The organism is Hymenobacter sp., from assembly GCF_035709525.1.
Lineage (GTDB): Bacteria > Bacteroidota > Bacteroidia > Cytophagales > Hymenobacteraceae > Hymenobacter.
The window spans coordinates 1-21,948 of the sequence record NZ_DASTEP010000107.1 but is presented as its reverse complement, the minus strand read 5'-3'; the positions used below and the strand labels follow the sequence as shown (position 1 = coordinate 21,948).

Here is a 21,948-nt window from a genome sequence, read left to right as displayed (position 1 = left end):
CGACTGACTATTAACTATTAGCGCTCGGTAGTAAAGGTGGATGTCGGCAGGCCCGCCTGGTTGTAGAGGTTGGCACCCTCGGGGTTGTCGGCCCAGGCGTAGCGCACGGTCACGGGCGCGGGCACCTGGTCGCTCCACACCACTACTTTGTCGCCTTCCAGGCGGGCCTGCGCCCACACAAATTTCTTATCGGCCCCCGCCACGGCGAAGCCGGTGAGCGGCCCGCCGCCTTTTGCCACCAAGGCGCTGCCGGGGCTGGCAAAGGTCAGCGTCACCTTGTTGCCCACCGTTTTGGCTGATTGGTAGAGTGGGCCGGCGGTCACGGTTTTGGCGTCGCCGTAGGCTACCTTCTCGGCGGCTAAAGCTAGGCGGTGGCCCACCGTCTGCTTGTCCAAGGGGTGAATGTCGTTCCACTCGCCCACGTCGAGTAGCACGGCCATGCCGGTGTGGGGCACGGCCAGCGTACGGCGCTGGGCGTCGCGCACGGCGGCCCAGCCGCTCTCGCTCGGCTCCTTACGCACGGCCTGGAAATTAGGCAGCTGCGCGTAGATGAAGGGCAGCGCGGGTTGATTGAGCTGCTTGCGCCAGTCCTGGATGAGGCCAGTGAGCAGGGCCTGGTAATCGTCGGGGCGGCCGGCGTTGCTTTCACCCTGGTACCACAGCACGCCCTTCACGGCGTAGGGCCGCACGGGCGCTATCATACCATTGAAGAGCCCGCCCGGCTGGTACTGGAAGGTGGTGGTGCCCGGCGTGGGCGGCATGGTCGCGCCCAGCTTGTACTGCCAGTCGCCTTTCAGGTCGATGGTCTGGCCGCCCGCCACCAAGCGGTATTCCTTGCCCATCGTAAAGCCGCCGCGCCCGCCGTTGCTGATGAGGCGCACCGTAATCATGTTCTTCCCGGCCTTCAGCACCCCCGGCCCGAAGTCATACTTGCGGGGCGGGTACTGGTAGCCGGTAGTACCCACCAGCTGGCCGTTGATGTAGGTCGAGTCGGCATCGACCAGCGTGCCCAGTTCCAGGCGGGCTGGCTGGCCTACCATGGCGGCGGGCACGTCTACTTCCTTCTTAAACCACACTACGCCATTTACCATACCTAGGGGCGTCTGACTAGCCCAGTAGCCGGGCACGGCCATGGTGGCCCAGCCGGTGGCGGCGTAGGTAGCGGCGCTCCACTTGGGCTGGCCGGGCTGCTCGCCCTGGTCGGCTTGGTGCAGGCGCTTGTACCAATCGGCCACGGCCGCGCCCTCACGCTGCCGGGTGCCAGCCACGAAGACGCTGTCGCGGTAGGGTGCCACCTGCTGCTCGTACTTCGGAAACTGCTTGAGCGCGTCGGCGCTCAGCCAAGCTTCGGCCGGCGAGCCGCCCACGGCGTCCTTGATGATGCCGACGGGCACGTTGTACTTCGCTTGCAGCTCTTTGGCAAAGAAGTAGCCCACGGCCGAAAATTTCAGCACGCTTTCGGGGGTGGTGCTTATCCATTTGCCGCCCGTGAGGTCAGCCTTGGAGCCGTTGAAAGCATATGTCAGCGGCACCTCGAATTGCCGGATGCGCGGGTTGTTGGCCTGCGCCACTTCCTGCGGGTACTTATCGCGCACGCGGCTCATGGGCGTTTCCATGTTCGACTGGCCCGAGCACAGCCACACGTCTCCCACCAGAATATCCTTTACTACTAAGTGGTTGGTAGCGTCGATTTTCAACTCGTAGGGGCCACCGGCCTTTTGGGCGGGTAGCTGCACCTGCCACTCGCCCTTAGGGCTGGCGGTGGCGGTGTAAGCTTTGCCCTGAAAGCTCACGGCTACCTTTTCGCCGGGCGCGGCCCAGCCCCACACCCGCAGGGGCGTGTCGCGCTGTAGCACCATGCCGTCGCTCACGAGGCGCGGCAGGCGCACGGTAGCCTGGGCAGCGGGGGCGGTAGCGAGCAGCGCCAGCGAGAGCCCCAGCGTAGAAAGGAAGTGTGCGTTGTAGGTCAAAGCGTTGGCAGGATAACGGTGTTTTTGCAGTACCCCTTCATAAATAAGCCCCGATTTCGAGGCGAAATCGGGGCTTACTTCTTACTCTTAGTCAAAAGCTGGCTTTTTCAGTACCCAGCTCTATCACCAGGCTATTGGTAGCTCGGGTTCTGGTAAGCGGCTTTCACGCTGGCATCCACGTCCATGCGGTCGAGTTGGAGCTGCGGGATAGGACGCAGGTAGTGATACGGCTGAATGGTGCGCGTAACGGTAACCGGGGTGTGGTCGCCGTAGTTGGTGCCGCCGATTTGGTAGGTACCCGCCAGCTCGTTCCACTTCTGCGTGCGTACCAGGTCAAACCAGCGGTAACCTTCGCCAAAGTACTCGCGCGAGCGCTCGGCCAGGATGTAGTTGATGTCGATGGTGTTCGGGGTAGCCGCCACCATCGCCGCGCTGTTGTCCTGCGATTTGGCCACGTTGTTGTTGTTGTCGAAACGCCACTTGCCGGCGCGAGCGCGGATAACGTTAATCAGTTCGCGGGCGCTTTGGCCGGAGGCGGGAGCAGCGCCCTTCACGGCGGCTTCGGCTGCTACAAAGTACAGCTCCGAAAACTTGGCAATGTTGAAGGGGCGCGTGCTACCGGCGTTCGGCTGGCCCAGGCCCGTGCCGTTGTCGGTGCGGTAGGGTCCCAACTTCCACAGGCCCGGGTACACGATACGACTGATGCCGAGCGGCGAGATGACGTAATCAGCCCGGCCGGGCAGCGTGCCGGCCCCGATGTTGCTCGCGCCTGGGCCGCTGGGGTAGGTAATTGCGGTGCTGGGCTCCGAGCCAAGGAAGGTCAGAATGGCATCGCCAGGAGAAACCGACAGATTATTGGCATTAGTAGCAGCCGTTGGCTTAGCACCATCTCCTTTGTTCCAGTTACCACGATAGGTCGTGGTAAAAGTGCCGTCGAAGCGGGAGTCGTTCGTTTTGTCAGCAAAGGTGTTCGTAATGGCCCCAATGGTCGGAGCCATGCGCGTCCAGGGGCGGCCTAGCGGCTGAACTGCTTCTCGCAGCACAGAAGAAAAAGCAGCAGGCCCGGTTGAAAACTGTCCATTACTGCGGATGTTGGTGTAGTTCCAGGTCAACATCCAGCCGGCAAAGTTGTCGGGAGCCCCGCCGCTGCCAAAGGTGAGGCTGCCGCCATTATAAAGCTCGCTGCTTTCGGTGTGGTCCGCGTACAGCATTATCTCCGGGTTACGGTCGTTGGTAGCGACGTTCACATCGTAGTACGTGCTCTGCAAGCGATACTGCCCAGGGCTGTTGATGCCGGCCGTAGCCACATCGTAGGCTTGCTGGTAGTAGTACTGGGCGGTGCGGCCGGCCGGGTCGGTGCGCTGCGCGGCTGGGTAAGTCGGAATGTTATTCGGGTTTTCCAGCCACCAGGCATAGGTCAGGTAGGCTTTGGCCAGGTACAGGCGGGCCACCGTTTTGGTGACACCCCCCGTTACCCGCGGGTTTACCGGCAAGTCGTTGACGGCTTGCAGTAAGTCGGGGAAAATAGCCTTGGTATACACCTCGGGTACCGTGTTGCGGGTGGAGGTCCGAACCGGATTGTTATTGAACTTCAACTCGCCTGCGCCCAAATCCAGCGGTACTCCGCCGAAGGTCTGCACCAGCATGAAGTAGTCGAAAGCGCGGAAGAACCGGGCCTCAGCCACCAGGGCGGCCGAAATGGTGCCTACCGCGCTGGCATTCTCAATAACGCCGTTGGCGGTGTTGATATTCGGAAAAGCGCTGCCCCACAAGGCATCCGCCCGGCTGTTATTGGCGGTGAGTTGCGTCCGACCGGAGAGGTCCATGGCCAGGAAGTTTTCGTCGGCATCCCGGCCGTAGGTTACTTCATCGGTGCCCGTGAGGGTGGCGTTGTAGTAATAGGCCTGGCCGTATGTATCGCGCAAGTGCGCGTACATCGCCGTCAGGCCGCCTTGTACGCCCTTTTCCGTTTTAAAGAAGCTAGGGTCGTAGGTACTGCGGGGCTGCTCATTCAGCAGGTCCTTGCACCCGGCCGCCGACAGAGAGAGGGCGGCGGTGCTAATTAAGAATTGTAACTTAAAACGTTTCATGTCTAGCGCTGCTTAAAAAGTGAGGTCCAGGCCGCCGAGGAAGGTGCGGGTAGCCGGGGCATTGGTGCCCAGCGTCAGGATGCGGCGAAGGTTGAAATCCAGGGGTACTGCTGCGTTTTCGTTGCCGTTCGAGTTGGTTTCCGGGTCCATGCCCGATTGCTTTTTGTAGGGCGAGAAGAAGACGAAGGGGTTCTGCGCCGTCACGTACAGGCGCAGGCGGCTGATGCCGGCCTTCGTCAGCCACGCGCTGTTCTGGAAGTTATAGCCCAGCGAAATGGTTCGCACCTTGAGGTAAGAGGCGTCGAAGTAGCCCAGCGTAGAGGCATACTTGGGGTTGTCGCCGCTTGCCAGGCTACCGGGCCGCGGGAATTTGGCATCGGTATTATCCGGCGTCCAGTAATCAACTTTTACGTTGCCACGGCGACCGTTCAGCAGGTTGAGGTAGCCGCCGGAGCCGTATATGGTGCTGTTGAGCAGGCCACCATTTTGGAAGACACCCACAACGGACAAGTCAAAGCCCTTGTACGCCACCCGGGTGTTGAGACCACCCAGGAAGTTGGGGTTGGTATCGATAACCTGGCGATCGGCAGCGCCAATGGCGCGAGTGGGGGTGCCATCCGGGTTGTACGTGCCGGTATATTTTACCTTAATCATGCCAATGGTGGCATCGGCGTTGGTAGATGGCTCAAGAATAGTGCGGTAGGGGTCGTCTTTTTGCCACAGCCCTATTTTTTCGTAATCGTAGATTACGTTGATGGGCTGCCCCACAAACCACCAGTTGCCTTCGTCACGCTGCTGCTCGCCCGCCAGCGATGTAATCTTGTTGCGGTTGGCATACAGGTTGAAGCCCGCTTCCCAGGTCCAGCCATTAGCATTATCCAAAATTACCCCGTTCAAAGAAAGCTCGATGCCTTTATTTTGAGTGGAGCCAATATTAGCCGTGTAGCTGTTCACCCCCGAGGTTGGGGGCAGTGCCACCCCAAGCAGCAGGTTACGGGTGTTGGTCACGTAGTACTCTACGGAACCGGAAATGCGGTTTTTTAGGAGCGAAAAGTCTACCCCGTAGTTCCACGTTCTGGAGTATTCCCAACCCAGGGCGGGGTTAGGTAGCTGGCTCACAAACAGGCCCGTATCGTAGCCGGTGGGGCCAAAGTTATAGGGCCGGGTAGCCAATAGGCCCAGGGTAGAGTAAGGCGCAACCGATTGGTTGGACGTGATGCCGTAGCCCGCCCGCAGCTTCAGCATGTTGACGGCTTCCACCCCCTGCATGAAGCTTTCTTTAGCTACGTTCCAGCCAACTGACACGGCCGGGTAGGTATTCCACTTGTGGCCTTCGGCAAGGCGCGACGAGCCGTCCGACCGGATGGTCGCGGAGAGCAGGTAGCGGTCGTCGTAGGAGTACATCACCCGCGCCATGTAAGACAGCAGGCCGAATTTAGTATATACCTGGTTGTTAGGGTTTACGGTGATTTGATCGGAGGGCACCAGGCCTATGTTATAGAATTGGAAGGCATCGGAAGGAATATTCCGGCCCGCAATCTGCGACTGGTTGTAGACGTTGCTGGAAGCAGAATACAAGGCGAGCGCATTGATATTGTGCTTCCCGCCAAAGGTGCGGTCGTAGGACAGAATGTTTTCAACGGTGTAGTCCGTCGTAACCGCGTTGCTGAGGGAGGCCGTGGCAGGGTTGTTTACGGGAATCGCGTTGATGCCTATCCCCGTGTAGCTACCCCCTTGGCTCTGCCGGTAGTTTACGCCCAGGTTAATGCGGTATTTCAGCCCTTCTACGCCCGGGATTTTAAGCTCACCGAAGACGGCGTTGTACGTGGCAAAGCTGCGCGTTTGGCTGAGCCAGCGGTCCTGATTAGCCTCGATAACGCTGCGGGTGGTTACCCACTGGTCATCCAGCGGCATCTTGATGACTCGTTTCAGCGAACCATCTGCGTTGTAGGGGTTGGCAATTGGCGACGAAGTCAAGGAGCTGTACACTCCCACGTTGCCACCTTCCGACAAGCTGTAGGTGTTGTTGGTCGTGAAGCCCAGGCGAACGTACTTGCCAACGGCTTGGTCCAGCGTACCACGCATAGAAAAGCGGGTGTACTGCTGGGTCGGGATTACGCCTTGCTCTTTGTAGTAGCCGGCGTTGAAATTATACCGCCCGCTTTCCGTACCACCGCTCAGGCCTACGTTTTGGTTGTTTTGAATACCGGTCCGGTACAGCAAGTCCTGCCAGTCAGTATTTACGTCGTTGGATTCGTCGAGGGTGTTACTGTACAAGGGCTGTCCGCTAGTGTTGTACAAGGCCGTGGCTTTGCGAAGCGCCACAAACTCGGGTCCATTCATCATGGGGAACTTGGCAAATAGGGTTTTCACTCCCACAAAGCCGCTGTAATTTACTTGCGCCTTCTGCCCTTTTTTGCCGCCCTTAGTCGTTACCAGTACCACGCCGTTGGCCCCGCGTGAGCCGTAGATGGCTGTAGCCGAAGCATCTTTCAGAATGTCAACGCTCTGGATGTCGTTGGGATTAATGTCCCCAATGGAGCCCGGGAAAGGAATCCCGTCCAGTACTACCAGCGGGTCGTTGCTGGCCGTGAGCGAGCGCGTGCCGCGGATGCGGATTTGCGGGCTGGCCCCTGGCTGGGAAGAGCTTTGGGAAATCTGCACGCCCGGCAGGCGGCCCTGCAACGCTTGCCCGATGTTGGCCACTGGCACTTCGCGCAGGTTTTCGCCGCTGATGGACGCCACCGAGCCCGTTACGGCTTCGGCCCGCTGCGTGCCGTAGCCGATTACCTTCACTTCGGTCAGCGCCTGGTTTTCGGCCTCCAGGCTCTGGTTGATGCTGGTGCGGTTACCCACCGTCACTTCCTGCTTCGTGTAGCCAACGGAGCTAAGCACGAGCACGCTATTGTCGTTGGGAACGGTGATGGTGTACTTGCCGTCCACGTCGGTAGCCGTGCCAGTGGTCGTGCCCTTCACCACTACCGTCACGCCCGGAATGCCTTCGCCATTGGCGGAGGTAATCTTACCGCTTACCGTGTGGGCACCCGCCACTTGGGCGTAGGCCGCTTGGGGCAGTAGGGGGGTAAGGCCCCCGCTTAGTAGAAGAAGCGGCACCAGCCGCGACCATTTCGCGCTGTTAAGCCGCCGAAACGAAGGTATGGGTGTATGCATGGGTGGGAAGTTTGAAAAATAAAAAGTGGAAAGTAAAGCAAAATAACCCCGACGGGGACGAAGCGCAACGGCTACTGTATTAAAATCCTATCGAATTGCCGCCATCAACGGGCAGCGATGCGCCCGTGACGTAGCGGGCCGCCTCCGAAGCCAGAAAAACAGCCGCGTGGCCGATGTCGGAGGGCTTGCCAAATTTGCCCATCGGGGTGCGGCGCATGGCGCGGTCGCGGCGGTCGGGGTCCGAGTTCATGGCCGTGCGGCTCATTTCGGTTTCGATAAAGCCGGGCGCGATGGCGTTCACGCGCACGCCGTCTTTCGAGAACTCCGAGGCCAGCACTTTCACCATGCCTTCCACGGCCGACTTGGAGGCCGCGTAGGCCACCACGCGGTCGATGCCATAGTAGGCGGCCATCGACGAAATCATGATAATCGTGCCGCGGCCGCGGGGCACCATGCGCCGACCGGCGGCGCGGGTGAGCGCAAAAACCGCATTGAGGTTGGTGTGAATAATGCGGCTGAAATCCTCGTCGGTTACTTCCAGCGCGGGCTTCTTCATGTTGATGCCTGCGTTGTTGACCAGAATATCAAGCGGGCCGTGCTCAGCCTCAATCTGCTCAATCAGCGCATCGGTGCCGCCGAGGTCGCTCACGTCATTCACCACGAAGTGCGCGTTCTCACCCAGCTCAGCGGCCGACTCTTGCAGCACGCTTTCGCGGCGGCCCGTGATGATGACCGTGGCCCCGGCCGCCACCATGCAGCGGGCTATTTCGAGGCCGATGCCCGTGCCGCCGCCCGTGATGAGCGCTACCCGCCCAGCCAGCGAAAACACTTGCAACCCTAGGTGCTGCGCATCGGCTTCGGCCGCAGCCGCGCTGTTGGTGGTAGAGTGGCCGTTGGAGGAAAGTACAGCAGTAGTCATTTGAGTGACAAATATATAAGTTTATAAATGATTAGCGAAGCTGGTAGATGCGCACCAGTTCCTTGACATCATCCAGCGTGCGCGTAGGCGGCGCAAACGGGGCCGGAATCGGCTGCTTGGCGAAGCTCTGGAAGTAGAGCACGCAGGCATCGCGCCACCACAGGGCTTCCTTGCGCTGGGTTTGGAGGCGGGCCGTTACGTCGGCGTGCAGGGCAGGGTCGAGCTGGGGCTGCACCTGGGCCCACTGTTTTTGCATCCACAGCACCGAGTCGGCGCCGGTGTAGTAGCGGGTAGCCAGCTCGTTCCAGAGGGTGCGGCCGGTGCTCAGGCGCTGGTTCCAGCCCACGTGGTGAAACCAGAGCAGGTAGTCGAGCGGGCAGGTTTGGGCGTTGCCCCACTGCTTTTGCACCTCTGGTTTGTAGAGGGCCAGCGCATTGCTACCCGTGGCCGTGCGGTCGAAGCCCAGGCCGAGGGAATCGGCCCGGTGGTAGTACACCGCCGTCCAGTCGGGCCGGCCGGCCTTGGCCAGCCAGGGCTGCGGTCCGTAGTGAATGCTCTCACCCATAATGTGGTGTAAGCCCAGCGGCACGGTGTAGCGCACGTAGATGTTGCGCGACTTATTCAGTACGTTGGCGATGGTTTGCACGGCGGCCGGCTCGGTGGTCAGCGTCATGCGCGTCCATTCCTTGGCGATGGCGGCGGGGCTCAGCGTGTGGTCCCAGGCCAGGCGGCCAAAGGCGTACCAGTTTGCCTGGCCCATCGGGTTGCCGGTCCAGTTGCGGTCCGAGCCGATGTTGGCCACGCCCGCGATGCCGCTCAGCGCGTGGTTGTCCACGGTGCCATCTACCACCCTGGCCACCGTCGAGCCGGGGCCTTTGGCGTAGGTGTCGGCTTCCAATACTTCTTTGATGAGCGGCCCCAGGTACACCAAGTGAGTAGCAAAGCCGAGGTACTCCTGCGTCAGTTGCACTTCCAGCACCAGCGGCGTTTTAGGCATGGCCCCGAACAGCGGGTGAAACGGCTCGCGGGCCATGAAATCAATCGGGCCGTTCTTGACCTGCACCAGCACCTTGGGGTCAAACTTGCCGTCGAGAGGCTGAAACTCCTCGTAGGCCTGCTTGAAGCGGTCGGCGGTGCCAGCCTTGTACACGAAAGCGCGCCACATCACGATGCCATCGTGGCTACCTAGGCTCTGGGCCAGCATATTGGCCCCGTCGGCGTGGGTGCGGTTGTAGTCCTGCGGGCCGGGCTCGCCTTCCGAATTAGCTTTCACCAGAAAGCCGCCGAAATCGGGAATGGCCTTGTACAGTTCTTCGCTCTTGGCGGCCCACCACTGCTTCACCTGCGGGTCGAGCGGGTCAGCCGAATTCAGCCCGCCGATAACCTTGGGCGCGGCCCAGAACACCGACAGGTACACGCGCTGCCCATACGGCCGCAGCACGCCCGCCAACGCCGCCACCTTGCCGATGTACTCGGCCGTGAGGTAGCGGGCGCTGGCGTTTACATTATTGACAACCACGCCGTTGATGCCAATCGAGGCATTGGCGCGGGCGTAATCGGTGTAGCGGGCGTCGAGGCCCTCGGGCAACTGGTACCACTGCCAGATACTGGAGCCCGCGTAGCCGCGCTCGATGGTGCCGTTCTGGTTGTCCCAGTGATTAAGCATCCGGTAGCCGATGCGCGGGTTGCTGCTGATACTCAGCCCCGCCAGCGGCTGGCGCGTCTGCACCTGCCGCAGCAGCGCGAAGGCCCCGTAGAGCACTGCCCGGTCGGTGCGGCCAGTGATAACTAGGTTGTTTTTCTCCGAGAAAATGCGGTAGCCCTCAGCCTTCAGCGGCTGCCCGTTGGCGCTGGCTTGCGCGTCTACGCGCAGCACCACGCCGCCCGTGCGGCTACCCGCCGTGGCCACTACCGGCACCGCCTGGCCCAGCAGCCCGCTTAGCCCGCGCTGCAATTCGCTGCTGGCCGCCCGCAGCGTGGGCGAAGTGCCGGGGCTAGCGATAAACTGCGCGCTGCGCAGGTACTGCTGCCGCGCCGCCGCGTCGGCCACGCGGTCGTACTTCAGCCACAGCCGGTAGCCGTCGTCGGCCCGGGTGGGGGCAGCGGCGGCCACAGTCAGTACAAAAAGCAGAAACACGTTGCGCAGCAACATGGCGGGATGGGTGGGGAAGGAGAGCAAAAGAGAAGCTGATTAGCAGCGAACTGCTAACCAGTAAGTAGTAACTAGTGGATGGCTACCAGCTGCTGGTTGGCAGCAGTAGCTTCGGTCAGCGCGCGGCGCACGCCGTACTCGAGGCCGCGTAGCTCGGCCAGCCCTTTGAGGCGGCCGATGGCTGAGTAGCCGGGGTAAGTCTTTTTGGCGCTGTTCAGGTCGTCGAGCATCTGGTGGCCGTGGTCGGGGCGCATGGGCAGCGGCGGGCGGGCGTCGCCGGCGGCTTCGCGGCGCTGCTCTTCCTGCACCAGCGCCCGCACCACGGCGTACATGTCCACGTCGCCGGCCAAATGGGCGGCCTCGTGAAAGTTACGTGGGTTGTCCTCGCGCTTAGTGGTGCGCAAATGCACAAAGTGAATGCGAGGCCCAAAACGTTCCACCATGCCCGCCAAATTATTATCGGGCCGCACGCCCAGCGAGCCGGTGCAGAAGGTGAGGCCGTTGGCCGGCACGTCGCAGGCGGCGAGCAGGCCGGCCAGGTCGGCCTCGGTGCTCACCACGCGGGGCAAGCCCAGCAGCGGGAAGGGCGGGTCGTCGGGGTGAATGCAGAGCCCGATGCCCACTTCCTCGGCCACCGGCGCTACCTGCTGAATGAAGTAGTGCAGGTTGGCCGTGAGAGTTGTCGCATCGATGGCTTTGTACTCGTTGAGGTAGGCCTGAAAGCTGCTCAGCTCGAAGGCTTCTTCCGAGCCGGGCAAGCCCAGCAGCGTGGTGTTAGTCAATTCGGCCACCTGCTCGGCGCTCATGCCGGCAAACTGCTGGCGTGCGGCCTCGGCCACGGCGGGCTCGTAGTCGGCCTCAGCGCCAGGGCGCTTGAGAATGCACAAGTCAAACACGGCAAAATCCTGCCACACGAAGCGCAGAGCGCGGCTGCCGTCGGGCATTTCGTAGTGCAGGTTGGTGCGCGACCAGTCGAGCACGGGCATGAAGTTGTAGCACACCGTGCGGATGCCGCAGGCCGCCAGGTTGCGCAGGCTCTGCTGATAATTGGCAATGAGCTGCTCGCGGGCGGGGCGGCCTTTCTTGATGTCTTCGTGTACCGGCAGGCTCTCTACCACCGCCCAGTGCAGGGGCGAATGGGTAGCATTATCGGCCTCCACGAGCTGCTGCCGGGCCTGAATTTCGCTTACCGGCCACACCGCGCCCACGGGCAGCTGGTGCAGGGCCGTCACGACCCCGGCGCAGCCGGCCTGGCGAATGTCGAAAAGTGAAACCGGGTCGTTGGGCCCGAACCAGCGCATGGTGTGCAGCATGGGATAATACTATTTATGAACTCGCCTAAGCTTTGTTGTTCAAGCGGTAAGTAAATACTTACTTCAGGTAGCATTGGCGTAACATGATTCAAATGTACAGGCGGAAACCTTCCGATAGCACCGCCAAAAACTTAGTTTCCAATTCACTTTCAAACAAAAACTATCGGTATCGTTTTCGCAAACGTTTCCGATAGTGTTTCAGCTTGAAAATATTTTTTCGGGGTGTACATTCGCTTATCCTCGCTTTGGCGGCGGCATTTCCTTCGCATTATCCAGCTTCTTTCTTTCCCCCACCCAATGATAAAATGTGTTAAATGCAGCCTGCCCGATGAGGTGATGAAAGCCGGTTTTGTGCGGGGCCGCCAGCGCTATTATTGCAAAAGCTGCGAGTACCATTTCACCCAGGAGCGGCCAGCCCCCAACCCCGCCGAGCGCCGCCGCCGCCAGGCCACCATTGCCGACGTGGCCAAGCAGGTGGGCGTGGCGCTCTCCACGGTGTCGCGGGCCTTGAACGGGCACTCCGACATCAGCGCCACTACCCGGCAGGCTATTCTGGAGGTGGCCCGGCAGCTTGACTACCAGCCCAACCTGCTGGCCCAGAGCCTCAAGAGCCGCGCTACCTCGACCATCGGGGTGGTGATACCCGACATCGAGCGGCCGTTTTTTGCCACCGCCGTCAGCGGCATCCAGCAGATAGCCACCGAGGCCGGCTACCGGGTCATGATTTGCCAGTCGAAAGAGTCGTACCAGGCCGAGGTGAGCAACGTGCAGGCGCTGATAGCCAGTCGGGTAGATGGCCTGCTCATCTGCCACTCGCGCGAAACCGAAAACTTCGACCACGTGAAAGACCCCGCACGGCGCGGCATTCCGGTGGTGCATTTCGATAGGGTGTGCAACGAGGTCAACAGCGCCAAGGTCATTCTCGATGACCGGCTGGGCGCCTACAACGTGACCGAGCACCTCATTGAACAGGGCTGCCGACGCATTGCTATCCTGGCGGGGCCGCCGTCGCTGCTCATCAGCCGGCAGCGGCAGGCGGGCTACCTCAGCGCCCTGCGCCGGCACGGCCTGCCTATTGAGGATGCTTTGCAGGTGCACATCGATTTCCGTACGGCCTCGGCCGAGGCCTGCCTCGATACCTGGCTGGCGATGCCCGAGCCGCCCGACGCCATTTTTGCCATCAACTACACCAACGCCTTCGACCTGCTACTGGCCCTTAAAAAGCGCGGCCTGCGGGTGCCCGAAGACATGGCCATCGTGGGCTTCGGCGACGAGTTTCTGGCCAGTCTCATCGAGCCTGGCCTCACTACCGTCGACCTGCACCCGTACCGCATTGGGCAGCAGGCGGCGAGCTTATTTCTGGAGCAAATGGCTCAAAAAGAAAATTTTGTGCCCCGCACCTGCGTCATTGCCGGCGACCTCATCATCCGGCAGTCGTCGCTGAAAGGGCACGGGCACCTGGCGGCTTGGCCGGCTTAGTACGGGGTTAGCGCCGCAGCACGGTGGCCTGGTGGGCCGCCCGCCCCGGCAGTGGCTGGGGCGCTACATCACCGGCCGGGTGCTGGTGCTGCCAGAAGCTCCACAGCAAACCCAGGCTGGCTACCAGCACCATCAGGATGTACACGACCCGGTCTTGCCGGACAAGTATTTCGGTGGCTTTCACGGCGCAAGGGGGGCTGGTTGAACAAGCGCTAAACGGTAGGTTGTTTCCATTGGTTGTGGCGGCCGCCCGCCGCCCCTGGGGCGGAAACAGGGAGCAAGCGGAGCCCTTTCAAGAAAAAAGCCCCCGCTACCTTCTCCGCTTAGCGGAGAAGGTAGCGGGGGCTTTTAGGCCTCAAAGCTAGCCTGAGTTTACACGGCTTTGGCCTGCGCCAGCGCTTCTTTCAACGCAGCTACTACCTTGGGCAGGCTGGCCTCAGCGTCGCCGCCGAGGTCGATGTGCAGCGTGCGGCGCTCGTACTGTTGCAAGGTCTCCAGGTCGCCCTGGGCCTGGGCATTCTCGAAGGTGCCAAACGAGTAGGAGCGGCCGGGCAGCGGCAGCTCCACCGGGCTCTGGTGCGTGAACTGCACGAACAAACCCGTGTTGGGCCCGCCCTTGTGGTACTGCCCCGTCGAGTGCAAAAAGCGCGGCCCGTAGCCCGAGGTGGTGGCGATATGCAGGTGCTCCTGCACCAGCTTGCGGAACTCCTGCAGCTCGGCCGTGATGGCGTCCGACTCGGTGAGGTAGGCTTGCAGGTTCACGAAGTCGCCGGCTTTGGCCTGGGCAAAAAACGCCTTGAGCGTACCCACTGCGCCGTCGCCTTTGGCGTCGGTGAAGTACGAAACGCCATCGGCCTCGGCGGCGGCGGCGGGGCCGGCGGGCAGGTGGCCTTGCTCCTGCACCACCTTCATCACGCGGTCGGTCGCGGTTTTGCTTTCCTGCACGTTGGGCTGGTCGAAGGGGTTGATGCGCAGCACCGCGCCAGCCACGGCGGTGGCCACTTCCCAGCGGAAAAACTCGGCCCCGAGGTCGAGCGGCTCCTTCATCAGGATGGTTACGACGGGGTGGCCGGCGTCCTGCAAGGCTTGCAGCTTCTGGCGGTTTTCCTGGTCGGGCGTGTCCTCGTAGCCCACATACACGAAGAGGCGGTCGTGGCCGTAGACCTCGGGCGCCCCCAGGGGCTCGCCGGCCACGGGCAGTACGCCTTTGCCTTCTTTGCCCGTGCTTTCGGCCAGCAGCTGCTCCAGCCAGAGGCCCAGGTCGTGCAGCTTGTCGGGCACTACCAGCGTCAGCTTGTCGCGGCCTTCTTTCGAGAGCACGCCCATCGTGGCGCCCAGCTTCAGGCCGGGGTTGTCTTGCACTTCGCCGTCGCTGCCGCAGGCCTGCATCATGGCCACGGCGCGGTCGAGCAGCGCCGCAATGTCGATGCCGTAGAGCGCGGCTGGCACCAGTCCGAAGTACGTGAGGGCCGAAAAGCGCCCGCCCACCTCGGCAAAGTTCAGGAAAATCTTGCGGTAGCCCTCGTTGGTGGCGTTGGTCACAAACTTGGAGCCGGGGTCGGTGATGGCCACGAAATTTTCGCCGGCCTTGTCGCCTTTCAGCTCCTTCAGCTTGGCGTAGAAGTAGTCACCGAAGGCCAGCGGCTCGGCCGTGGTGCCCGACTTGCTGGCCACGATAAACAGCGTTTTCTCCAGCGGCACCGACTGCTCAATCTGCTGCACGGTGCCGGGGTCGGTGGTGTCGAGCACCGACACGGGCAAGCCTTGGCCGGCCGGAAACGACTTCTCGAACACAATCGGGGCCATGGTGCTGCCGCCCATGCCCATCACGACCACGTGCTCGAAGCCGGCCTGCTTCACTTCCTGCACGAAGGCCGTGATTTCGGGCACGGCCTGCTGCATGGTTTCGGCCACGCGCAGCCAGCCCATGTAGCTGCGGATGCTTTCCTGGCCCTCGGCGCTGTCGGTCCAGAGGTCGGCTTGCTTTTGCCAGAAGCCGGCGGTGAAATTCTTGTTGTTCAGCTCGTTGATTTCGGCCGTGATGGCGTCCTGGTACTGGCCCAGGTGGTAGGTGGCGGGGGAAATGCTGGATGCGGGCATGAGTTGGGAATAGGTGAAAAGAGTTTCGCGCAGTGTTTCGCAGGGTTAAAACGCAGGGTCTCGCAGTGTTGTTTTTGAAAAGTACACTGCGGAACCCTGCGTTTTAACCCTGCGAAACACTGCGCGAAATACGTCAGATTTAAAGTAGTGCGGCGCTCCTAGCGGCCAAAATCATCCTGCACGCGCACGATGTCGTCTTCGTCAGAAGGGTGCGTTTCGTGGGTATGCTGCCAGATTTCGGCCACCACGCCCCAGCCGTCGAGGCCCACTAGGCGGTGGCGCTCGCCTTGCTTGAGCACGATGAGCGCGCCGGGCTCGTAGGTTTTTACTTCGCCCTCGGCATCGGTGGGGCTGGTGGCGATGCCCACGGGGCCTTGCACTACCTTCCAGATTTCGGCGCGGCGAAAGTGGTACTGCCAACTCAGGCGCTGGTGCGGGGCCACGAGCAGCATTTTGGGACTGAGCTTGCCCGAGATGCGCAGCTCGTCGACCGAGCGGCCATCAAAGTACTGGTCGGCAAACTGCTGAGCCTGGCTTTCGTCAATTACGAAAAAGCCGCCCCAGGGGCGCGAGCTGTCTTGCTGCGCCACCGTGAAGCCCTGCTGGGTTAGCTGGGCGGCAATTTCTTGAAAATGAGACTGTTTTTGAGTGTCTTGGTCAGGCATAGGAGGGAGAAGAGTGGTTATCGGAGGATAGTAATGGTGCCGGTTTGGCGGAAGGGCTGGTTGTCTTCGCCGGTCAGGTCGAAGCGCCACACGTAGGCCCCGTTTACCGGGGCGCGGCCCTTGGTAGTGCCATCCCAGGTTTGGGTGCGGTCGGTGGCGCGAAAAACTTCCTGGCCGTTGCGGTCAACAACGATGAAAACAAAGTTTTGCAAATATCTACCCTTGAGCTCCAATACGTCGTTGAGCCCATCGCCATTGGGCGTAAAGGCGGTGGGCATCACCAGGCGCGGGCGGCGCACGAGGGTAGCTACGTTGGAGTAGCTGGAGGTGCCTACCGGCAGCCCGCCGCCGCGCGCCTCTACGCGGTAGCGCAAAATCTGGCGGTCGGTGGGCGGGGCTATGTCAATATAAGTGAGGCTGCTAAACAGCCCGGTGGCAGCCAGCACCGTGCCATCGGCCGCGATGGTGAGCACCCGATACACCACCGGCGCGGCCGGGCTGCCCGGCCCCTGAAAGGCCGTCCAGCTCAGCTGGGCCGTGAGGCCGTCGGGGTCGGTAGTCGTTACGCTCAATAAGGCCGGGCAACTGCTGGGGCCGGTGGGCGAGGTATTGCCGCAGGTGTCGCGCACCACGGCCGAGTAGCACGGGGCCACGGTGGGCAAGGTCGATAAAATAGAGTCGCGCAGCACGCGGCGCGGCAGGCCCGCCGTGCCCGTGCGCAGCGGCGCAAAGGCAAAATTGCCCCCGCCGCCCTGCCGGCTGATGAGCACTTGCCCGCCCGGCCCAAAAGCCGCGCCCGTGCCCGGCGTGGCCGTGAGCACCACGTAGTTGGTGAGGTCGAACGACGGCACGACCATCGGCGCGGGCGGCGGGGTAGTCGATTGGGCCGTGAGGGCCAGCGTGTTTGATACGGTTTGGCCGCCGCCCGCCAGCGTGGCTGTGAGGCGGTAGGTGTAGGCCGTGCCGCACTGCACGGCCGCGTCGTCGTAGCTGGTGGCCGAGGCGGGCAGCGGCACTGAGAGATTGCCGGGAGTGCGGGTGAGAGTATAACTCGTAACATCAGCCGCTGCGAAGGGCGCAAAGGTCAGCGTATTGCGGCCGTTGGCGGCCGTGCCAGCCAGCCCCAGCGTACTGACTGAGTTGGACGGTGCAGTATTGCCGCAGGCATCGGTGCGCAGCAGGCGGTAGCGGCCCTGGGCGGCGGCCAGGGTGGCGGTGGCCGTATTGCCGCCCGCCGCCGGGGCTACGGTAGTGCCGGCCACGGTGGCGTAGGTGCCGGGCGCGGCCGGGTTTTCGAGTTGCAGCGCGTAGGTAAACCCGGCGGGCACCTGGCTGAAATCCAGGGTGGCCGCGCCGCCTGCGGCGGCCGTGCCCGTGCGCGTGAGGCGCGTGAAAACCGGCGTTTGAGCCACCGGTAGGGTTACGGTTTGGGTGGCGCTTTGGGGGCACGAGCTGCCAGGGTTGCCGGTTACCACGAAGGTATTGGCCCCGCCCGGCGTGATGCCGACGGTGAGCGAGGAGGTGAACGGCTGCGCCGCGCCACCATTCACTTGCACCGCGTAGGCGCTGTACACCGGGCTGGTGAGGGTAACGAGGGCCGTATTGCCGGCGCAGGCCGCTACCGTGAAGGCGGGCGGCGCGGGGTTGACGACCGTGTAGTTGCGGATGTAGGCCACGCCGCCCGCCGTGGAGGGCGGCGCGGGGTTCGACAGCTCAAACACCGTCACCGGCCCCACGTCGGCGGCGGTGGGCGTGTAGGTCACGACGCCCGCCGTGGTGGTGGGTAGGCAGTTCGTCGGGATGGCGTTGGTGCCCTTCACTACTTGATAATAAAGCAGGGCCGGGGCCGTCACACGCCCGCAGTTTTGCTCAAAGCGCACCGGGCAGCCCACTTGCAGCACGGTTACTTCCAGCCCCGTGCCGGCATCGACCACCCGGAAGGGCTGCGGGCAGCCCGCGGGCGGCGGCGTAGGGCAGGCCGTTTGGGCGTGCGTGCTCAGCGTAGCGAGTAGCAGTCCTAAAAAAGCGAAGAATATTTTCATAGGCGAAGCCAAATTACGCAGCTAGTGTGCGGAGTAACGTAGCCCGGATGATTTTCGCGCAGTGTTGCGGGGTGTTAAAACGCAAGGTTCCGCAGTGTCATTCGGTAAGAACACTGCGAAATACTGCGCTTTAACACCCCGCAACACTGCGCGAAAACCGTCTATTCCCAGGCGTACTCGCGCACGAAGCGGGCGGCGCGGTGCAGGTCGGGGGCCAATACCCGGTCGCGCGGCACGAAGGCCACGTGCTCGCGGAAGGCGGCCACCACGGCTTCGAGGGCGGGGCTGCTGCGGTGGGGGCGGCGCAGGTCGAGGGCCTGGGCGGCGGTGAATAGCTCAATGCCGAGCACCTGCTCCACGTTTTCGACCACGCGGCGGGCCTTGGTGGCGGCGTTGGCACCCATGCTCACGTGGTCTTCCTGGCCGTTGCTGCTCGTGATGCTGTCGGCGCTGGCGGGCGTGCACAGCTGCTTGTTCTGGCTCACGATGCCCGCAGCCGTGTATTGCGGTATCATAAAGCCCGAGTTCAGCCCCGGCTCGGCCACCAGGAAAGCCGGCAGCCCGCGCTGCCCCGAAATGAGCTGAAACGTGCGCCGCTCCGAAATGCTACCCAACTCGGCCACGGCCAGCGCCAGGTGGTCGAGCGCCAACGCCAGCGGCTGCCCGTGAAAATTACCCCCGCTCAGAATCGCGTCTTCCTCCGGGAAAATATTGGGGTTGTCCGTTACCGAATTGCACTCGATTTCGATTGTGTTGGCCACGTAGGCCACCGCGTCGCGGCTGGCGCCGTGCACCTGCGGCTGGCACCGAAACGAGTACGGGTCTTGCAGGGCATAGCGGTCGCGGGCTTGCAGCTCGGAGCCGGCCAGCAGCGCGCGCAGCCGCTCGGCCACCCGCACCTGCCCGGCGTGGGGCCGCACCCGGTGCAGCGGGGCCAAAAAGGGCTGCACGTGCCCCCCAAACGCCTCCGTCGAAATCGCCCCGATGACGTCGGCTGCATCGAGCAGGCGCTGGGTGCGCTCCAGCGCCTCGGTGGCGTAGGCCAGCATGAATTGGGTGCCGTTGAGCAGCGCCAAGCCTTCTTTAGCTTGTAGTTTCAGCGGCTCCCAGCCAAAGAGGCTCAGCACATCGGCTGCCGCCAGGCGGTAGCCCTGGTAGTTGACCTCGCCCAAGCCCAGCAGCGGCAAGCACAGGTGGGCCAGCGGGGCCAGGTCGCCGCTCGCGCCCAGGCTGCCCTGCTCGTACACCACCGGCCACACGTCGCGGTTGAAGAAGTCGAGCAGGCGCTTGGCCGTGGCTACCTGCACGCCGCTGTGGCCGTAGCTCAGGCTCTGCACTTTTAGCAGCAGCATGCGGCGCACCAGCTCGGTGGGCACTTCGGCCCCCGTGCCGCAGGCGTGCGACATCACCAGGTTGGCTTGCAGCTGGGCCCGCGCCTCGGGCGCGATGCTCACATTATACAGCGACCCGAAGCCTGTATTGATGCCGTACACCGGCTGGTCGGGCGCGGCCCCGAGGCGCTCGTGCAAGTAATCGTAGCAGTGCTGGATGCGGCTTTCGGCCTCGGCGGGCAGGCGCAGGGCATCGCGGCTGGCCAGGGCGGCGGCCAGTTCGGGCAGGGTTAGGGGCTGGGTAGGGGAGAGCAACGGCATGGCCGCAAAAGTAGCGGCGGGCCGTAGTTGCGCGGACTTTGTAGTCCGCGACCGGCTGGGTGCGTCCGCCTGCCCGTTTACGCCCGCGGACTACAAAGTCCGCGCAACGGGCTCGGCCACCGGCCGCAGGGGCGTGGGCCGGCGGTGCTCATCCACGGCCACGAAGGTGAACAGCCCGGTTACGGCCAGCAAGCGCTCATCGGAGTACATCTGCTCGACGAATAATTCGACGCGCACTTGCAGGCTGGTGGTGCCCACGCGCACCACGTTGCCAATCAATTCGACCAGCGTGCCGCCCGGAATGGGATGCGTAAAATCGACGCGGTCGGACGACACCGTGACCATCTTGAGGCGCGAAAATCGGGTGGCCGTGATGAAGGCTACCTCGTCCATCAGCATCAGCGTGGCCCCGCCAAACAGCGTGTCGTAGTGGTTGGTGGTATTGGGGAAAACGGCTTTGAAGATGCGCGTTTCGGCGCGGGCAATCTGGGTTTCTAAAGCGAGCATAAAGAGGTGAAAAGCGCAACGCTCGACGGCTCCGCCGCCAGCCCATTGCCCTTAGTAGTAGCGACTTGCCGGCCGGCCGGCGCGCACGCGCTGGCCTCGGGCCACGCGGCCAGCCAGGGTGCACTACGGCCGCAATTCGGCTTAGCCAGACTACTGCCCCAGGGCGCGGGGGCCGGTGTCGGTGGTAGCAGCAAGGCAAGTCTCCTGGCTTGTGCCCGCGAAGCCGGCCTTCTCGCCCGGTGGGCAATGGCCTGGTGATGGCTACGCTGCGTGCGGCACTTACAGTTGCGCGACAGCCCGTGATTCACACACGGTTCCTTATTAATTTCGGTATTACCCGAAAACCTTGCTACGGCAATCGAAAATTGCTGGTAAGAATGCCCCAAAGGTAAGGCCCGCGCCCGCCGCCGCGCCTAGCGCCGGGCCAGTTCCGCCTCATAGCCGCTCTCGGCCAGGAAGGCCTGCGGGTCGCGCAGGGTAAGGATGTGGGCCAGCGCCGCCTTCTTATCGGCCGCCTGCTGGTAGTAGGCCTGCACGATGCGGTAGCCCACGTAGTAGCCCAGGTCGCAGGGTTTCTCGGAGGTTTCCTGCCGGCCGTTGGCTATCCAGTTGTCGGAGTTGGTGCCGTTCATTTCCTGCTTGAATGCCGCCCACAATTCGCGCTCGTGGGCGTCGCCGTAGGGGTGCAGGCGGGCGTTGTTGCCGAGGCTGCCGGTCACGAGCTCGGCCACGAAGTCGGCCATGCCTTCGTTGAGGGCGTAGCTGAGCAGGGTGCCGTTTTGCGGGCCCTGGTTGCTGTGCACCAGCTCATGCACCAGCAGGCTGGGCATATCCGTTACCTGGGCGCAGCGGTTGCGCTGTAGCAGGCTTAGCTCGGAGGTGTTCACGCCTGGCCCGTTGGCCGTTTGGTCGGCCCCCAGCAGCAGGCCCTCGCTGGTGGCGGTGCCGCCCGATACCCAGCCGCCCACCACAAAATAGGCGTTCTGGAAGCGCACGGCCGGGTACAGCTCCTGAAAGCGCCGAAATGCCGCCACGATACGCGGCTTCTCGTCGGCAATGGCCAGCGTGGTTTTCTTAATCGAATTGTAGTACTGCGGCCGCGCCAGAATGCGGTGCGTAAAGTCGGCGTAGCTCTTCATTTTCAGCTGCGAGTAGTCGCGCAGCCCCGGCGTGCCCTTGTCGAAATACTCGCGCCGAAAAATGGCCACCGCGTGCGCCGTATCGCGCTGGGCCGCCGCGTAGGCCGCCCAAAAGTGGGTGATGTCGGTCGTGACCAGCTTCACGTCCTCGGGCCGGTGAATAACGTTGTTAGCCTCCAGCGTGCGGGCGCGGGCCAGCAGCTTGGGCCACTGTTTATCGGTGTGCAGCAAGTTCAGGTCGGTATCCGCTGCGATGCGGTCGGCCTTGGTGTAGCCCGCCTCGATGGCCCGGCTCAGGTTTGCGCGGGCCGGGCCGGCCTGGCCGAGCAGGCCGTAGTAGCAGGCGATGTTGTAGTAGCTCACGGCCTTGTAGTAGGCCTTGGCCGAAGGCTCGCGCACCACCTGCTCGAAGGCCGCGATGGCCTGGGGGTAGTCCTTGGTTTTGCTCACTGCCGAAGCGTGCCGGATGAGCGAGTCGGCGCGGGTCTGGATTTGGGCAGGGGCGACCAGGGCGGCCACCCACAGCAGCAGGAGCAGGGCGTATTTCATGGCAGAAAAAAGGAAGGATAGCACGGGTACCGGGCGGGCGGCGGGTTCGTTACGGCGAGGTAGTGAAGGTAGTGAAATTGGGTTCGCCCGTCTGTCATGCAGAGCGCCCGTCATGCATAACGTCTGTCATGCTGAACGCAGTGAAGCATCTCTGCCGCACCGTTGGACAAGCCTGGATAGTGCGGTAGAGATGCTTCACT

General features: G+C 62.7%; 14 protein-coding genes and 1 riboswitch. Of the genes, 1 reads left to right on the top strand and 13 read right to left on the bottom strand.

Features of this window, described 5'->3' with window-relative positions; genetic code table 11:
- Window positions 1-17: 17 nt before the first annotated feature.
- The 6 genes from VFO93_RS08915 to uxuA form a co-directional block, all read right to left on the bottom strand.
- On the bottom strand, window positions 18-1,970 hold the full coding sequence (locus VFO93_RS08915) for a sialate O-acetylesterase (RefSeq protein ID WP_325134014.1): 1,953 nt from the start codon (window positions 1,968-1,970) through the stop codon (window positions 18-20).
- 131 nt (window positions 1,971-2,101) lie between these two features.
- Entirely contained in the window at window positions 2,102-4,060 is a 1,959-nt protein-coding gene (locus VFO93_RS08910) for a RagB/SusD family nutrient uptake outer membrane protein (protein WP_325134013.1), read from the bottom strand.
- Window positions 4,061-4,072: 12 nt separating this feature from the next.
- Window positions 4,073-7,231: a TonB-dependent receptor gene (locus tag VFO93_RS08905; RefSeq protein WP_325134012.1), complete on the bottom strand. Its 3,159-nt coding sequence runs from the start codon at window positions 7,229-7,231 to the stop codon at window positions 4,073-4,075.
- 79 nt (window positions 7,232-7,310) lie between these two features.
- The gene (locus VFO93_RS08900; RefSeq protein ID WP_325134011.1) at window positions 7,311-8,150 is read right to left on the bottom strand and encodes a glucose 1-dehydrogenase; all 840 of its coding nucleotides are present in this window, start codon (window positions 8,148-8,150) and stop codon (window positions 7,311-7,313) included.
- 31 nt (window positions 8,151-8,181) lie between these two features.
- Window positions 8,182-10,302: an alpha-glucuronidase family glycosyl hydrolase gene (locus tag VFO93_RS08895; RefSeq protein WP_325134019.1), complete on the bottom strand. Its 2,121-nt coding sequence runs from the start codon at window positions 10,300-10,302 to the stop codon at window positions 8,182-8,184.
- Window positions 10,303-10,373: 71 nt separating this feature from the next.
- On the bottom strand, window positions 10,374-11,603 hold the full coding sequence (gene uxuA, locus VFO93_RS08890) for a mannonate dehydratase (protein ID WP_325134010.1): 1,230 nt from the start codon (window positions 11,601-11,603) through the stop codon (window positions 10,374-10,376).
- 309 nt (window positions 11,604-11,912) lie between these two features.
- Here uxuA and VFO93_RS08885 point away from each other — a divergent pair, with 309 nt between their 5' ends.
- Window positions 11,913-13,094, top strand: coding sequence for a substrate-binding domain-containing protein (locus VFO93_RS08885; protein ID WP_325134009.1), 1,182 nt, complete (start codon window positions 11,913-11,915; stop codon window positions 13,092-13,094).
- Between the two features lie 7 nt (window positions 13,095-13,101).
- Here the strand turns inward: VFO93_RS08885 and VFO93_RS08880 are convergent, their stop codons facing one another.
- The 7 genes from VFO93_RS08880 to VFO93_RS08850 all read right to left on the bottom strand — a co-directional run bounded on the left by VFO93_RS08880 (window position 13,102) and on the right by VFO93_RS08850 (window position 21,748).
- Window positions 13,102-13,278 carry a hypothetical protein gene (locus tag VFO93_RS08880; RefSeq protein ID WP_325134008.1) on the bottom strand — a complete coding sequence of 59 codons (177 nt, stop codon included), beginning with the start codon at window positions 13,276-13,278 and terminating at the stop codon, window positions 13,102-13,104.
- A gap of 188 nt (window positions 13,279-13,466) precedes the next feature.
- The gene (locus VFO93_RS08875) at window positions 13,467-15,194 is read right to left on the bottom strand and encodes a hypothetical protein (protein WP_325134007.1); all 1,728 of its coding nucleotides are present in this window, start codon (window positions 15,192-15,194) and stop codon (window positions 13,467-13,469) included.
- A gap of 158 nt (window positions 15,195-15,352) precedes the next feature.
- The gene (locus tag VFO93_RS08870) at window positions 15,353-15,859 is read right to left on the bottom strand and encodes a phosphoheptose isomerase (RefSeq protein WP_325134006.1); all 507 of its coding nucleotides are present in this window, start codon (window positions 15,857-15,859) and stop codon (window positions 15,353-15,355) included.
- 17 nt (window positions 15,860-15,876) lie between these two features.
- Window positions 15,877-17,901: a gliding motility-associated C-terminal domain-containing protein gene (locus VFO93_RS08865; protein ID WP_325134005.1), complete on the bottom strand. Its 2,025-nt coding sequence runs from the start codon at window positions 17,899-17,901 to the stop codon at window positions 15,877-15,879.
- A gap of 161 nt (window positions 17,902-18,062) precedes the next feature.
- Entirely contained in the window at window positions 18,063-19,553 is a 1,491-nt protein-coding gene (hutH, locus tag VFO93_RS08860; protein WP_325134004.1) for a histidine ammonia-lyase, read from the bottom strand.
- A gap of 90 nt (window positions 19,554-19,643) precedes the next feature.
- Window positions 19,644-20,060 (bottom strand): acyl-CoA thioesterase, encoded by a 417-nt coding sequence (locus VFO93_RS08855; RefSeq protein WP_325134003.1) that lies wholly within the window; start codon window positions 20,058-20,060, stop codon window positions 19,644-19,646.
- A 177-nt stretch (window positions 20,061-20,237) separates the two neighbouring features.
- Window positions 20,238-20,424: riboswitch (cobalamin riboswitch) on the bottom strand.
- A gap of 49 nt (window positions 20,425-20,473) precedes the next feature.
- Window positions 20,474-21,748 carry a TPR end-of-group domain-containing protein gene (locus VFO93_RS08850; RefSeq protein WP_325134002.1) on the bottom strand — a complete coding sequence of 425 codons (1,275 nt, stop codon included), beginning with the start codon at window positions 21,746-21,748 and terminating at the stop codon, window positions 20,474-20,476.
- Between the last annotated feature and the right edge of the window lie 200 nt (window positions 21,749-21,948).

What these genes read in the sequence shown, in the direction of transcription:
- VFO93_RS08910 (WP_325134013.1), bottom strand. Translation starts at nt 4,060, where the DNA reads ATGAAACGTTTTAAGTTACAATTCTTAATTAGCACCGCCGCCCTCTCT.
- VFO93_RS08905 (WP_325134012.1), bottom strand. Translation starts at nt 7,231, where the DNA reads ATGCATACACCCATACCTTCGTTTCGGCGGCTTAACAGCGCGAAATGG.
- VFO93_RS08900 (WP_325134011.1), bottom strand. Translation starts at nt 8,150, where the DNA reads ATGACTACTGCTGTACTTTCCTCCAACGGCCACTCTACCACCAACAGC.
- VFO93_RS08895 (WP_325134019.1), bottom strand. Translation starts at nt 10,302, where the DNA reads ATGTTGCTGCGCAACGTGTTTCTGCTTTTTGTACTGACTGTGGCCGCC.
- uxuA (WP_325134010.1), bottom strand. Translation starts at nt 11,603, where the DNA reads ATGCGCTGGTTCGGGCCCAACGACCCGGTTTCACTTTTCGACATTCGC.
- VFO93_RS08885 (WP_325134009.1), top strand. Translation starts at nt 11,913, where the DNA reads ATGATAAAATGTGTTAAATGCAGCCTGCCCGATGAGGTGATGAAAGCC.
- VFO93_RS08875 (WP_325134007.1), bottom strand. Translation starts at nt 15,194, where the DNA reads ATGCCCGCATCCAGCATTTCCCCCGCCACCTACCACCTGGGCCAGTAC.
- VFO93_RS08870 (WP_325134006.1), bottom strand. Translation starts at nt 15,859, where the DNA reads ATGCCTGACCAAGACACTCAAAAACAGTCTCATTTTCAAGAAATTGCC.
- VFO93_RS08865 (WP_325134005.1), bottom strand. Translation starts at nt 17,901, where the DNA reads ATGAAAATATTCTTCGCTTTTTTAGGACTGCTACTCGCTACGCTGAGC.
- hutH (WP_325134004.1), bottom strand. Translation starts at nt 19,553, where the DNA reads ATGCCGTTGCTCTCCCCTACCCAGCCCCTAACCCTGCCCGAACTGGCC.
- VFO93_RS08855 (WP_325134003.1), bottom strand. Translation starts at nt 20,060, where the DNA reads ATGCTCGCTTTAGAAACCCAGATTGCCCGCGCCGAAACGCGCATCTTC.
- VFO93_RS08850 (WP_325134002.1), bottom strand. Translation starts at nt 21,748, where the DNA reads ATGAAATACGCCCTGCTCCTGCTGCTGTGGGTGGCCGCCCTGGTCGCC.